Here is a 12,469-nt window from a genome sequence, read left to right as displayed (position 1 = left end):
GATCGGGTGCAGTAGGATCAAAACCTGCCTTTATTTTTAAAGGGGTTCCCTTTTGAAGCTTTTTTTCGAGTTCTTGCTGTGGAAGGACCTCTTCACAGCCTCGCATTAATTCGGAACAAACTGAATCTTCAACTATCATGACATCAAAACCTTTATAAATGATTGACCTATCTTCTCACACCGAGTATCTTAGCCCGGTTGGCAATTTCCTGCCATACCCAAGAGGTGATTTAAAATAATTTGTCACCCGTTTTTGAACAAAATGCACACAAATGCATTCTTGCGGATGACAACATGTAGGCAAACAATGGATAAAAAACCTTATATTCGAACACGACAATCTGGTATTCAATCCAAATTATTAATGGGTTCTGCATTAATTGTTGCCCTTTCTCTTCCTTATTTGCTTGTAAAAAGCTGTTCACATCATGAACACAATAGCCAAGCTCGTCAATCTATTTCCCTACCGAAGCTAGAAAAAAAGCAAGTAGCAGAAGAAAAGAAATCTGTCCCACTTGTAGAGTTAGCCAAAGTAACAGAGCAGACAATTAAAAAAGAAGTTGAACATATTAATAATAAAAAAGTAGAACCAACGGTTAAAACTAGCCAAGTTAACACTACAACTAAACCTGAAAAAACGGATAACACAGAGAAGTCGGTAAAAAAAACTGTCGTAGCCAAAGCTGTAAAAACAGTCAAAGTAATTAAAGACAATGAATGGCAAACGGTAAAACCCCGTTCCGGTGACTCAATGGCCACCATATTCCATCGTCTTGGATTGACCGCGCAAAATTTACACTTGGTAGTTCATAAAAACCCTCACGCAAAAGTATTGACTGCAATTAAGCCCAGCCAAGAATTGCAATTTTTGATTAATAAAAAGAAACTGGAAAAGCTAATCATTCCTATGAATGATATTCAAACATTAACTGTTTATAGAGACGGGGCTGTTTATAAGACCAAGATCGACTCGAAAAAAGTAACGAACCAAGATCGTTATGTTACAGGGGTAGTGAAAGGATCATTATATACAACGGCACAACGCCTGGGCATTCCCAGTAAGTTAATTCGTCAAATGACCACAATTTTAGGTAAACAAGTTGATTTTGCACATTCCGTACGTTCCGGTGATCGCTTTTCGATTGTTTATGAAGCGCAGTATGTCAAAGATAAAATGGTGGGAATAGGCGATATTGTTGCGGCCAGTTATACCAATAATGGAAAAACGGCGCAGGCTGTGCGCCATATCAGCGCCAATGGCTCGCGTGATTATTACACGCCTCAAGGTGAAAGCTTTAAAAAGGCATTCTCACGTTATCCATTGCGTTTTAGCCATATTAGCTCCACCTTTAGTACCTCAAGGTACCACCCTATCTTGCGTTATCGTCGAGCCCATAAAGGAATTGATCTGGCGGCCCCAATTGGTACACCGATTTTGGCTACAGGTGATGGCGTTATTAAAACCATTGGTCGTCATAATGGCTATGGAAATATGATTGAAATCACCCATGATAAAAAGTTCAGCACTATTTATGGCCATATGCTGAAATTCCAAAAAGGTTTGTCTAAGGGCAGCCGGGTGAAGCGAGGCCAGGTAATTGGTTATGTAGGACAAACAGGTCTTGCTACGGGCCCTCATTGCCACTTTGAGTTGCACGTACATGGGCAGCCAAGAAACCCTACATCGACCTACTTGCCGACATCATCTCCCGTTCCTAGCCGTGAAATGGCTGCATTTAAAGCAAGAACTCGTTCTTTGTTTAGCCGCTTGCAGGCTTTGGAAAAGACTGGGTTTGCTAGTAATAAGAGTGAGAAGAAGAAAAAGAAAGTTGGCTAGTGTTATAGCACAACGTAATGCGAAAAACTGGCTCGGCCATCCATCTACGTCTTCATCTAATACGGGCTACGCTTGTTGCGTGGCCCAATCTACAGCAATTATCCAAATAAGTAACGGCAAATAACTACAGAAGCAATAATACCGGCTAAGTCAGCTAGTAATCCTGCAGGGATTGCGTGGCGAGTTCTGCGGATGCCTATTGAGCCAAAATAGACAGCAATCACGTAAAATGTTGTCTCTGTGCTGCCCATCATGGTGGCGGCTGTTTTGGCAATCAAAGAATTACCACCAAATTGGTGAATTAGTTCTGCCATAATTCCCGTAGATGCACTCCCAGAAAAAGGGCGAATCAGTGCTAGAGGTAAGACCTCTGAGGGCATACCAATCCACTCCATCACCGGAGCAAGCACCCTTCCTAGCAAGGTAAAAAAGCCAGAAGCCCGCAGCATTCCTATCGCAACCATCATGGCAATCAAATAGGGTAAGATATTTAAAACTGTATCAAAGCCTTGTTTCGCCCCAACAATAAAAGCATCAAATACATTAACTTTTTTTATGGCGGCATAGAGAGGAATCCCCACTACAAACATCAAAAGCATCCAATTGGATAACTGATTGGCTATTCCACTCATAAGCTATCCGCCTTCCCCACGCGAAATACGGGCAATTTAGCGAGTTGCCTCACCGAGATGATTGCTACTAAAGTAGAAATAAGTGTTGCCACTAACGAGCTGAAAACTACACTAGTAGGATTGGTACTGCCATTGGCCGCAAGATATGCAATCGCGGTTGCCGGAATCAGTTGCACGCTAGAAGTATTAATGGCTAAAAAGGTACACATAGAATTAGAAGCGACACGCGCATGCTGGTTTAGTGTTTGCAATTCTTTCATTGCCTGCAAGCCAAAAGGTGTTGCTGCATTGGCAAGACCAAGCATGTTTGCCGAAATGTTTAGAGCAATAGCTCCCATTGCTGGATGATCAGTAGGCACATCTGGAAATAAGCGTCGCAATATGGGGCGTAACACCTTACCTAATATTTTGATTAAACCTGACTCAGTAGCTATAGACATAATACCCAACCATAAGCACATAATTCCAGCCAGCCCCAAAGCAATTTCAAAACCAAGTTTGGCCGAGTCAGTAACTGCCCGAACGACTTCATCGATACGTCCCTCTATGACACCGACAACAATGGAAGTCAGTATCATTCCTAACCAAATTATATTCAGCATTCTTGCCTCCAGACGCAGGAACAAGTTAACATGTACCCAATATCCAACTCAAAATGGACATTTCTAATGAAATACACCTCTACTCCCTTACGCAAATTCGCTTTGCTCATTGGTTTTCTTGCTTGTACAAGCAGCCATGCTTTTGATTCTAGTGCTACTGAAAAACAAGCAAATTCGTCAATAGAAGAACTATATCATAAGCTAAACCGCATGCCGAACATTTCAATGACTGCTCGAATTGATTGGATAAGTAAACATTTCATTGGCGTACCTTATGTGCTTGGCTCGTTAGGGGAAGGTCCCGCAGCACGTTATGATCAGTTTCCTAAATATCGCGTGGATGCCTTTGATTGTGATACTTACGTAAATACAGTGGTGGCTTTGGCATTAGCAAACTCGTTGCCCTCATTCCAACAATGCATACAACAAATGCGCTACAACAATGGCAAAGTATCTTATATTCAGCGTACTCATTTTACTGGTTTGGATTGGAACCAATACCATCAACAAAAGGGTATATTCAAAGACATTACCCAGACCATCAAAAACAAAGACAATAAGCCTGTAGCACAAATGGCTACAGCTCTGATTGAAAAACCCAATTGGTATGCCTATAAAACAATTCAAACCATCCGTTTACAAAATGCCAACCAGGCAGAACAAGAAAAACGCTTGGAGGAATTAAAAGCGAAGGGAGCTAAACTGGAAGTTACCCCAGAGCATGTACCTTATCTGCCTTTGACTGCATTATTCCCAGAGCAGGACAAGCCAGATTTAGATTTATTCGCACAAATTCCTAATGGCGCAATTGTTGAGATTGTACGGCCTAATTGGAATGTTCGCGATAAAATTGGCACCGCCTTGAATATTTCACACTTGGGTTTTGCTATTTGGAAAGATAAGGTATTGTATTTTAGAGAAGCCTCATCAGAATATGGCAAGGTAGTCGATGTTTCTTTAATCGATTATTTAAAGGACGCTCTTAAGAGTCCAACGATTAAAGGGATTAATGTCCAGGTAATAGTACCCTCTCAGCCTCGCTGCCCTAGTTAAGAAAACTATGTAGCCGTATTAACGCAGCGTAATGCGGGGATTTGCCATGGCATCCCGTATTATGACTTCGTCTAATACGGTTACAGATTAGAAAATGCAGGTTTCAATGCGCTTTCAGTTTAGGTAGACTATAACCTAACAACCGAACATGCTTTTAGGGGCGTGCAATGAATTATGGATTAATAGAAAAACCAGCGCTGTCTCTCAGTGACTGTTTAATACTTGGTATTTTTTCTGATGACAAACTATCCAGTTTTGCCCAAGACTTGGATAAAGGACATGAGGGTTTAATTAGTAATTTATCTCAAAGAGCCTCTGAGGCAGGCGATCTTGTTTGGCATACTAATGCCCAAGGCCACTGCTTATTGCTAATTCAATGTGGAAAAAAAGAAAAGTTTACCGCTAAACTTATGAAAAAACGGCTAACCGAGCTGATGGATGCTGTAATCAGGCAACGTTTCAAATCAATTACCCTTTACTTACCGCAATTACCAAAACACTCGGCAGATTGGCAGCTCGAGCAAATGATTATGCAAATAGATAATCACTGTTTTCAGCAACTGGAATTTAAAAAGAAGCAGGCTAAACCTCATCGTTTAGAACAGGTCAATTTTTATTTGCCCGAAGCAAGCCCTAAAGCATTAGAAACAGGACAAGCCATTGCTAAAGGAGTTGAATTTACCCGTCATCTCGCTAATCTACCCGCCAATATTTGCACCCCTACTTATTTGGGAGAACAAGCAATTCAGTTAGCCAAAGAATTTCCCACTCAGTTACATTGTACCGTACTGGGACCTGATGAAATGCGCCAGCTTGGTATGGAAACTTTATTAGCAGTATCTCAGGGTTCTTCTCAACCGCCACGTTTAATTGATATTCATTATAAAGGTGCCGGCGATACTGCGCCGATTGTGCTGGTCGGTAAAGGCATTACTTTTGATTCAGGTGGCTTATCTATTAAGCCTGCTAATGCCATGGATGAAATGAAATATGACATGTGCGGTGCAGCGAGCGTATTAGGGACAATTAAAGCCTGTGCCCTACTCCAATTGCCTGTTAATGTTGTGGGTTTAATAGCCAGCTCTGAAAATATGCTAAGTGGTTCTGCTGTAAAACCAGGTGATATTGTGACCAGTATGTCTGGTCAAACGGTTGAAATTCTGAATACAGATGCGGAAGGCCGTTTAGCCTTAGCGGATGCCTTAACTTATGCCGAACGTTTTAATCCTAAGTTCGTGCTTGATATTGCAACCCTAACGGGCGGTATTATTGTAGCTCTAGGGACGGTTGCCTCCGGTCTTATGACTCAGGATGATGAGCTAGCACAGCTTATTGAGGACGCCGCTATTGAAAGTAATGACCGTGTCTGGCGGATGCCTTTGGATGAAGATTATCAAGACGCTCTGGATAGCCCTTTAGCCGATATGATTAATGCTGGTTTTGACCGTACAGCCAGCAGTATTACCGCGGCCTGCTTTTTATCGCGATTTACGGAAAAATATCGATGGGCCCATTTAGACATTGCAGGGACTGCATGGACTTCTGGTAAAAAGCGTAATGCTACTGGAAGACCCGTTCCTTTATTAACTCAATTAATTCGCCATGCCGCCAATTCGCGTTGATTTTTATTTATTGGAAAGCGATCAAGATCATGCTCGGTGGTTGATCGCTTGTCGTCTTTTAGAAAAGGCTTATCATCGGGGTCATAGGGTTTATGTTTATTGTAATAACCAACAGGATGCCGAATTGATTGATGAGCTGTTATGGACCTTTAAAGAGGATAGTTTTATTCCTCATAACCTGCAAGGTGAAGGCCCTGAGCCGCCCCCACCGATACAAATTGGCTATGGCCAAGAACCGCGGGGATTTAATGATATATTGTTAAATTTGAGTACTCAAATTCCAGCTTTTTATACTAAATTCAAGCGTGTTATGGAGTTGGTGAGTAACCGAGAGATAGAAAAAGAACAAAGTCGGATACATTATCGTGAGTATCGGGCTAAGGGTTGTGAGTTGCATACTCACCCGATCAAATAATCGGAGTAGGCTGGGCTGAACAGCCCAGCAAATACAGATTGCATCCACTTCCAATGCGGGCTTTTCAGCCCAACCTACATTAGTAGTACCAATTTTATACTATGCATCCCATAAAATATTACACTCATCTCTAATCGAAGCTTGGAGCATATTGAGCAAGGGAATTGCGCGTTTATCTAAACCAATTAACATCTCACCATCCTCATCTTCTTGAGCTGAAGATTGAGAACCATTTGCTAAGCCCTGTTGCAAGTGCTCCAGTGCCTGGGGTAGGTCTTCAAACTTAATTGCCCCAGGTACGGTGCCACTGTGTCCCATTAATGACAGCAACTGCTTCGCTACATCACCAAAATAAGTAATATCTTCATATGCATCTGAATGAAAAGTCACTAACATAGTAAAACTCCTTTTTAATACTGGTTATCACTTACCATAAGCCTGTAACAAATATTCAGCAACGGCACGTAATCCCATAGCCTCTCCACCTTCAGGTCTACCTGGTTTAGAGCCTAAATTCCACGCCATAATGTCAAAATGAACCCAAGGCGTATTATTCGAGATAAAACGCTGTAAGAATAATCCTGCCGTAATTGCTCCCGCGTAAGGACTATCACTTGCATTCGCAATGTCTGCAACACTTGAACGCAGAATTTCTTCATAGGCCGCAAATAGTGGTAAGCGCCAAACAGGATCGACAGTTTTTTGTGCTGCTTGTTGAAGAGCGGCAGCTAATTGATCATTATTAGTAAACATGGCGGAAATTTCCGTACCAACAGACACACGAGCAGCGCCTGTTAAAGTTGCGAAATCAACGATTAAATCAGGTTGCTCTTCACTGGCTTTAGCTAAAGCATCGGCGAGAATCAAACGGCCTTCAGCATCAGTATTATGGATCTCAACCGTTAAACCATTGCGCATTGTCAATACATCGCCTGGTCTAAATGCATCCGGACCGATGGCATTTTCTACCGCAGGAACTAATAAGTGTAGGCGAATCGGTAAGTCCCGCTCCATTATCCATTGAGCTAAACCAATAGCATGAGCAGCACCTCCCATGTCCTTTTTCATTAACCGCATACCAGAAGCTGATTTTATGTCTAAACCGCCGCTATCAAAGCAAACTCCCTTACCAATCAGAGTAATTTTCGGATGCTTTTCATTTCCCCAGACTAAGGACAACAATCGAGGCGCAGAGGCTGAGGTAGCAGCACGGCCAACTGCATGAATCGCAGGAAAATTGTCTTGTATTAATTCATCGCCAACCCATTGTGTAAATCGTGCACTATAAGTATCAGCCAATCCTTGGACCACCATCGCTAATTGCTGAGGCCCCAAATCGCTGGTTGGCTTATTAATTAAATCACGTACTAAAAAATGAGCCTGTGCCAAGGCATTTATATTAGAAAATTCGTCAGCAGGAACAATTAAACGGCGTGGCGATGCCGTGCTTTTCTTATACTCTTCATATCGATATTGTGCCAATGACCAATAAAGAACCGCTTCCTGAGTAACATTCCCTTGCACCTGATAAGTATTTGCAGGCAATTGAATCGCAGCATTGGCCAGAGCTAGCTCTTGGCTACCAAGCCCCATTCCTATGTAAACTCGATCAATCAAGCCATCGGCATTATTGATCAAGCAATAATCACCTATCTTGCCTTTAAATTCTCTTAATGCAAAAGAGTTACGCTCAACAGACGTTAAGGAGTTAATGCCCTCTTCCCATTGAGTTTGAGATATAAAATAAAGGGGAATTGCTCGATCTGAACGAGTCTCATAAAATAATTTTGCTTGCATATTTATTCCTTCATCTGCCCACGAAAATGATTAGGCCTAAGTCCAGTTAAACCTAAAACAAACAAATAAATCACCACCACAGCCAGGACATGGGCTCCTAATAAGCCTAGACGAGCTACTGGCTCAAGATTCAACCAATAATTAAGGGTTCCACCCATTAGGATTAAGTAAATGCTAATCGCCGCATTAGCACATATTAATTGTATACTATATTTTAACCAACCTGGTGAAGGTAGGTATACTTTGCGTTTAATTAATAAAAAGAGAAGCACCCCGCAATTCACATAACCAGCCAGGGCTGAGGCTAAGGTTAATCCCGCATGAGCGAAATGCCAAACAAATAAGGCGCATAATAAGGTATTTACCCCCATTGCCAATGCCCCCACTTTCACAGGAGTGCTAATATCCTGACGCGCATAAAAACCAGAGGCTAATACTTTGATCATCATAAAGGCAGGCACCCCGGATGCTAAAGTGATCAAACTCTTTTGGGTTTGAATAACATCGTTTGCGACAAATTTTCCATAAGCAAAACAACTTACAATCAAAGGCATAGAAAATAAGCACAAACCTAAACCGGCAGGTATGCCAATCAGTAAAATGGAACGTAATCCCCAATCTAAAGCTTGCGAATAATGAGTAGTGCTTTGTTCCGCATGACGTCTGGAAAGATGGGGCAAAATTACCGTTGCGATGGCCACTCCAAATACACCCAAAGGAAAGTCAGTTAAGCGGTCGGTATAATAAAGCCAGGATACGCTACCTACCTTTAAGAATGAGGCGAAAACACTGTCGACCATTAAATTTAACTGGGCGATGGAAACACCAAATAATGCTGGGACCATTAATTTAAGTACGCGATTAACGCCTGGGTCATTCCGAACTACGCGTGGGCGAACCAAAAGATTTCGCCGGTATAAAAAGGGTAATTGAAATAATAATTGGATTATTCCGGCAATTAAAACCCCCCAAGCCAAGCCAACTACCGGTTGAGGTAAATAAGGGCATAGATAAAAGGCGGCTAAAATCATGCTAATGTTGAGCAAGACTGGAGTAATCGCCGGCACAGCAAAATAACCATAGGTGTTGAGCACTGCTCCAGACATTGCCGTAAGGGAAACTAACATTAAGAAAGGAAAGGTAATGCGCAGCATTTCTGTAGTCAATTGCGCACGTCCACCATCGTGACTAAAACCTGGCGCAAATAAGAAAACAATAATAGGTGCAGCAAACATGCCTATGACCGTAACTACTGTAAGAATCGAACCTAAATAACCTGCAATCCGTGCAATAAAAACCCGTACATCATCAGGCGAACGTGTTTTTTGGTATTCGGCGAGCACGGGAACAAAGGCTTGTGCAAAGGCGCCTTCGGCAAAAAGGCGGCGCATAAAATTGGGTATACGAAAAGCGACAAAAAACGCATCCATTCCAGCCTGTGCACCAAAAAAATTAGCCAATACCATATCACGAGCAAATCCCATCATACGTGAAATGAACGTCATTAATGAGACTAAGGTGGTTGAACGCAACAAACTTTGCCGTTTAGGAATCATAATATCGGTTTTCGTAGCAGACATATTTCTATCGATTATAAGGTGAATCCCTTATAATATACCTAAATGACAAACATACATAATTTTAATGTTAGGTATTGACAGATATATACAGAATTCTATTGACAAATTCTAGTCCATTGGGCAAGATCATCATCTTTTGTACCATCTGAATGAGTGGAGATTTTTAAGTGGCAAATATTAAATCAGCGATCAAGCGTGCTCGCCAAAACGTGAAACTGCGTAAACACAATGCCAGTGCACGTTCTATGTTTCGTACTTATATTAAAAATGTGCTAAAAGCGGTTGAAGCAGGTAATAAAGAAGAGGCAACTGCTGCTTACGCTAAAGCGCAACCAATTATTGATAAAGCAGCATGCAAAGGCTTAATTCATAAGAATAAAGCTGCTCGCATTAAAAGCCGTTTGGCTGCTCGTGTTAAGGCTATGGCTGCTTAATTCGCTGCTTGGTATAACACTTCCCCAAAACGTAGTCTGTGTTTAAGTAAAAGGCTTAATACGGGCTATGTTTTTCTATTTTTTCTCTTATGAAAAAATTTACTTATCATTATCTTCTTGTCAGATACATGGCCATTAGGCAGTGGAGATTATAGAGGATGTCACTGTTTTTCTCTTTACCAAAACAATTGAACCGGTTTTTACCGGTTCAATTGTTTGATATTTTAAGCCCAACCTTAAGGTGAAGGTGAGAGTGGAGCACCTGAATAAGCCTCTGCTCGTGCTCTTAATAGATTATTGGCTAAAACCTCTTGAGGGCGAAAAGCCATTAGAACATTGTACAAACTCGGATTTTTATATACTACCGTTATTGCTGCCTGTCGTGTTTCTTGATCATTAGGGATAGAAACCAGGTTACGAAACTCATCTGTAAGAAAACGTTGTAGTTTATCAATACGCTCCTCGATTAAGTCTATCTCATCTGTATCCTTAGCCTCTCTCAGACGTTCAGCAAACTCTTCATACTTTATCATCATCTGCGAAGCAACACCTTGAAGCGCCTTAAGAGAGTCAATGAACTGCTTAGCCCCAATTTGCTTATCGTCATTTAACGAAGAATACATTTCATCTATAGCTATTTTTTCTGCAGTTTCACTAATACTTTTTGCTGCCATATCTGTATAGGTAAAGAGAATCTTAATGTTCGCATTCTCTTGGCGCTCTAAAAGCTGTAATATCTCATTTTCTACTTCTGCGCTTATATTAATTTGTAATTCAGCTTTTTTATTAGCAAGATAAGTTCTAACTTTCTTTTGCAAATCAATCATTTGATAGGTGGTAGTAACAAGATCCTCTGGTGTTTTCGCATTAATTAAATTTTCGCGAAGATCCGCTAGCGCTTGATTATATTCATTTACCTGGCTAATTTGGGGTGCAGCTTTAAAAAACTGAACTATTCTTTTCGCAGTTTTTTTCGCATTAGGAGGGGTGAAAAGTCTTCCGCCAATATTACTCATTTTTAATTCCTCAATATATTTTAGGCCAATACTTTAAACATTATAAGTTTTACCCGTGTTTGATTGTGGCACAGTTGTTACATCATTCCCGCCTTGCTCCAATGATGGATTGAAAAACGAAGTTTTTACTTCACTAGCGTTAACATTGGTTGAAACGGCCAACAAATCAATACCACTAACTGATTTAATTTGCTCAATTGCCTCATCTACAGATTCTGGCTGCTTCTCTATCTGAGTCAAAACACTAAGAGCTTTCAGTACAATCACTTTATCCTTTTCGTCAGGTAAACGTTTAAGAGCCTGTGTAATTAAGCCATCCATTCCCTTATGATAATCATCAAGTGCTTTTACTGCCCATTTAGGAATTTGAACATGTTCTTTACGACCCTCAGCGTCATCCATACCCATGTTGGCTTTAACAACTTCATTTGTTGAGCCTTTAACTTGGCGTGAAGAAGCAATTCCCGAATGCAGCCCACGGCTTCCATAATCTTTTCGGTGCTTGAGAATTTCTTCGTATTGGGCTTCCACTTCCTTCAATAGTTTTGCTATCCGCGCCGAACGCCCTTGTTCATCTTCCACATCCTCGCTCACAATTGATTGAATCTCTTCCCTAGCTTTGTCAAAATCCACTTTAAGTTCATCAGGTTGTAAACGACAAGGCTCTTGCATACCGCCAAACAGCCCTAACTCCAAAAGATCAATCACATCTAATTGTTGCGAAGAGTCACGGAAATAAAGCTCTTCTTGGGACATTGATTCTTCAGTTTCTTTTTTAGTCCATTCGGCATGATATTTAGCAAACTTTTCGCACAACTGATCAATCTCGCCATCCTCAAAAAAAATCGAGTGCACTGAGCTCTCTTGCAGTGCCCGCAGGTGCTGATTAAAATCTTCTGGCGTGTAAGGTTTATTATCTCTCAAACGATAATGATTATGATTTCGATTAGATTCGCTTTCGAGATGGTGCATTAATTTTATATGGACCGCATTACTTCCCCGGTAATACATATCACAACCATTAGCGACCTTCTGGTGGGCTAATGCTGCTGCGTTATAAAGTTGATCGCGAAAGGATTGAGGATATTGGTCCATGTACTCTGCATCAGCCCAGAAATACCACGTTAAACTATGACCTTTAACTTGTAAGGCGACACTAATTTCTGTCGTTTGCTTAAACAGACCCTTCTCGATATCTTCATAAGTAGTCTCATATACATGGCCTTTCGTGAGCCGAAAAGTTTTTCCTATTTCTGCATATTCATCTACTTTTTTTCTATATTCTTGTCTTTGACCCGTGGCCACAAGAAGTTGTAATTCTTGTGCTTCCTCCGATATAAATGAATGCTTAAGAGGAACTACATGTTTTTTCTTTAGGATGATAAAAAAAGGCGCTGTCATAACGATCACCAATATAGTCAAGTTAAATTCATCTTGTATTTATATTATTCTAATTGATTAGTACTAACAGTTCAAGCTTT

13 protein-coding genes (1 of these 13 cut by a window edge) are annotated in these 12,469 nt (G+C 41.0%); 5 read left to right on the top strand and 8 right to left on the bottom strand.

Annotated elements, in window-relative coordinates; translation table 11 throughout:
* Positions 1-139: the 5' end (the start) of a tyrosine--tRNA ligase gene (gene tyrS, locus BN3124_RS02370; protein WP_058533256.1), read on the bottom strand. It extends 1,058 nt beyond the left edge of the window; only the first 139 of its 1,197 coding nucleotides appear in the window; it begins with the start codon at positions 137-139; its stop codon lies beyond the left edge, outside the window.
* A gap of 168 nt (positions 140-307) precedes the next feature.
* Between tyrS and BN3124_RS02365 the strand changes: the two genes are divergently transcribed.
* Entirely contained in the window at positions 308-1,837 is a 1,530-nt protein-coding gene (locus BN3124_RS02365) for a M23 family metallopeptidase (protein WP_058533255.1), read from the top strand.
* A 98-nt stretch (positions 1,838-1,935) separates the two neighbouring features.
* Here the strand turns inward: BN3124_RS02365 and BN3124_RS02360 are convergent, their stop codons facing one another.
* Both BN3124_RS02360 and BN3124_RS02355 read right to left on the bottom strand, forming a co-directional pair.
* Positions 1,936-2,469, bottom strand: a complete 534-nt coding sequence (locus BN3124_RS02360; protein WP_058533254.1) for a spore maturation protein — start codon at positions 2,467-2,469, stop codon at positions 1,936-1,938.
* The gene (locus BN3124_RS02355; RefSeq protein WP_058533253.1) at positions 2,466-3,071 is read right to left on the bottom strand and encodes a nucleoside recognition domain-containing protein; all 606 of its coding nucleotides are present in this window, start codon (positions 3,069-3,071) and stop codon (positions 2,466-2,468) included. Before BN3124_RS02355 ends, BN3124_RS02360 begins: the two co-directional genes overlap by 4 nt.
* A gap of 66 nt (positions 3,072-3,137) precedes the next feature.
* Between BN3124_RS02355 and BN3124_RS02350 the strand changes: the two genes are divergently transcribed.
* The 3 genes from BN3124_RS02350 (at position 3,138) to BN3124_RS02340 (ending at position 6,161) form a co-directional block, all read left to right on the top strand.
* On the top strand, positions 3,138-4,124 hold the full coding sequence (locus BN3124_RS02350) for an N-acetylmuramoyl-L-alanine amidase-like domain-containing protein (RefSeq protein WP_058533252.1): 987 nt from the start codon (positions 3,138-3,140) through the stop codon (positions 4,122-4,124).
* 167 nt (positions 4,125-4,291) lie between these two features.
* On the top strand, positions 4,292-5,746 hold the full coding sequence (locus BN3124_RS02345) for a leucyl aminopeptidase (protein WP_058533251.1): 1,455 nt from the start codon (positions 4,292-4,294) through the stop codon (positions 5,744-5,746).
* Positions 5,727-6,161, top strand: a complete 435-nt coding sequence (locus tag BN3124_RS02340) for a DNA polymerase III subunit chi (RefSeq protein ID WP_058533250.1) — start codon at positions 5,727-5,729, stop codon at positions 6,159-6,161. Before BN3124_RS02345 ends, BN3124_RS02340 begins: the two co-directional genes overlap by 20 nt.
* Positions 6,162-6,260: 99 nt before the next feature.
* Here the strand turns inward: BN3124_RS02340 and BN3124_RS02335 are convergent, their stop codons facing one another.
* The 3 genes from BN3124_RS02335 to murJ are packed head-to-tail and all read right to left on the bottom strand — an operon-like array spanning position 6,261 to position 9,538.
* The gene (locus BN3124_RS02335) at positions 6,261-6,557 is read right to left on the bottom strand and encodes a DUF1840 domain-containing protein (RefSeq protein ID WP_058533249.1); all 297 of its coding nucleotides are present in this window, start codon (positions 6,555-6,557) and stop codon (positions 6,261-6,263) included.
* Positions 6,558-6,584: 27 nt separating this feature from the next.
* Positions 6,585-7,958, bottom strand: coding sequence for a leucyl aminopeptidase family protein (locus tag BN3124_RS02330; protein WP_058533248.1), 1,374 nt, complete (start codon positions 7,956-7,958; stop codon positions 6,585-6,587).
* Between the two features lie 2 nt (positions 7,959-7,960).
* On the bottom strand, positions 7,961-9,538 hold the full coding sequence (gene murJ, locus BN3124_RS02325) for a murein biosynthesis integral membrane protein MurJ (RefSeq protein WP_058533247.1): 1,578 nt from the start codon (positions 9,536-9,538) through the stop codon (positions 7,961-7,963).
* Positions 9,539-9,705: 167 nt separating this feature from the next.
* On the opposite strand from murJ, the gene rpsT reads away from it, so the two are divergent.
* Positions 9,706-9,972 carry a 30S ribosomal protein S20 gene (rpsT, locus tag BN3124_RS02320; protein ID WP_058533246.1) on the top strand — a complete coding sequence of 89 codons (267 nt, stop codon included), beginning with the start codon at positions 9,706-9,708 and terminating at the stop codon, positions 9,970-9,972.
* A gap of 236 nt (positions 9,973-10,208) precedes the next feature.
* Here rpsT and BN3124_RS02315 read toward each other — a convergent pair whose 3' ends face one another.
* Together BN3124_RS02315 and BN3124_RS02310 are read right to left on the bottom strand one after the other, a co-directional pair.
* Positions 10,209-10,988 (bottom strand): hypothetical protein, encoded by a 780-nt coding sequence (locus BN3124_RS02315; protein WP_058533245.1) that lies wholly within the window; start codon positions 10,986-10,988, stop codon positions 10,209-10,211.
* Between the two features lie 33 nt (positions 10,989-11,021).
* A complete protein-coding gene (locus tag BN3124_RS02310; protein WP_058533244.1) occupies positions 11,022-12,389 on the bottom strand; it encodes a hypothetical protein in 1,368 nt (455 codons plus the stop codon).
* Positions 12,390-12,469: the final 80 nt, after the last annotated feature.

Origin of the sequence: Legionella saoudiensis, from assembly GCF_001465875.1 — a bacterium.
Taxonomy (GTDB): domain Bacteria; phylum Pseudomonadota; class Gammaproteobacteria; order Legionellales; family Legionellaceae; genus Legionella; species Legionella saoudiensis.
The sequence above is the reverse complement of the archived record's forward strand: the minus strand, read 5'-3'. Positions and strand labels throughout refer to the sequence as shown.

Bases quoted from the DNA above. Each gene is read 5' to 3' on its own strand.
- BN3124_RS02330 (WP_058533248.1), bottom strand. From the start codon at position 7,958: ATGCAAGCAAAATTATTTTATGAGACTCGTTCAGATCGAGCAATTCCC.
- BN3124_RS02365 (WP_058533255.1), top strand. From the start codon at position 308: ATGGATAAAAAACCTTATATTCGAACACGACAATCTGGTATTCAATCC.
- BN3124_RS02340 (WP_058533250.1), top strand. From the start codon at position 5,727: ATGCCGCCAATTCGCGTTGATTTTTATTTATTGGAAAGCGATCAAGAT.
- BN3124_RS02345 (WP_058533251.1), top strand. From the start codon at position 4,292: ATGAATTATGGATTAATAGAAAAACCAGCGCTGTCTCTCAGTGACTGT.
- BN3124_RS02310 (WP_058533244.1), bottom strand. From the start codon at position 12,389: ATGACAGCGCCTTTTTTTATCATCCTAAAGAAAAAACATGTAGTTCCT.
- BN3124_RS02335 (WP_058533249.1), bottom strand. From the start codon at position 6,557: ATGTTAGTGACTTTTCATTCAGATGCATATGAAGATATTACTTATTTT.
- murJ (WP_058533247.1), bottom strand. From the start codon at position 9,538: ATGTCTGCTACGAAAACCGATATTATGATTCCTAAACGGCAAAGTTTG.
- BN3124_RS02350 (WP_058533252.1), top strand. From the start codon at position 3,138: ATGAAATACACCTCTACTCCCTTACGCAAATTCGCTTTGCTCATTGGT.
- BN3124_RS02360 (WP_058533254.1), bottom strand. From the start codon at position 2,469: ATGAGTGGAATAGCCAATCAGTTATCCAATTGGATGCTTTTGATGTTT.
- BN3124_RS02315 (WP_058533245.1), bottom strand. From the start codon at position 10,988: ATGAGTAATATTGGCGGAAGACTTTTCACCCCTCCTAATGCGAAAAAA.
- BN3124_RS02355 (WP_058533253.1), bottom strand. From the start codon at position 3,071: ATGCTGAATATAATTTGGTTAGGAATGATACTGACTTCCATTGTTGTC.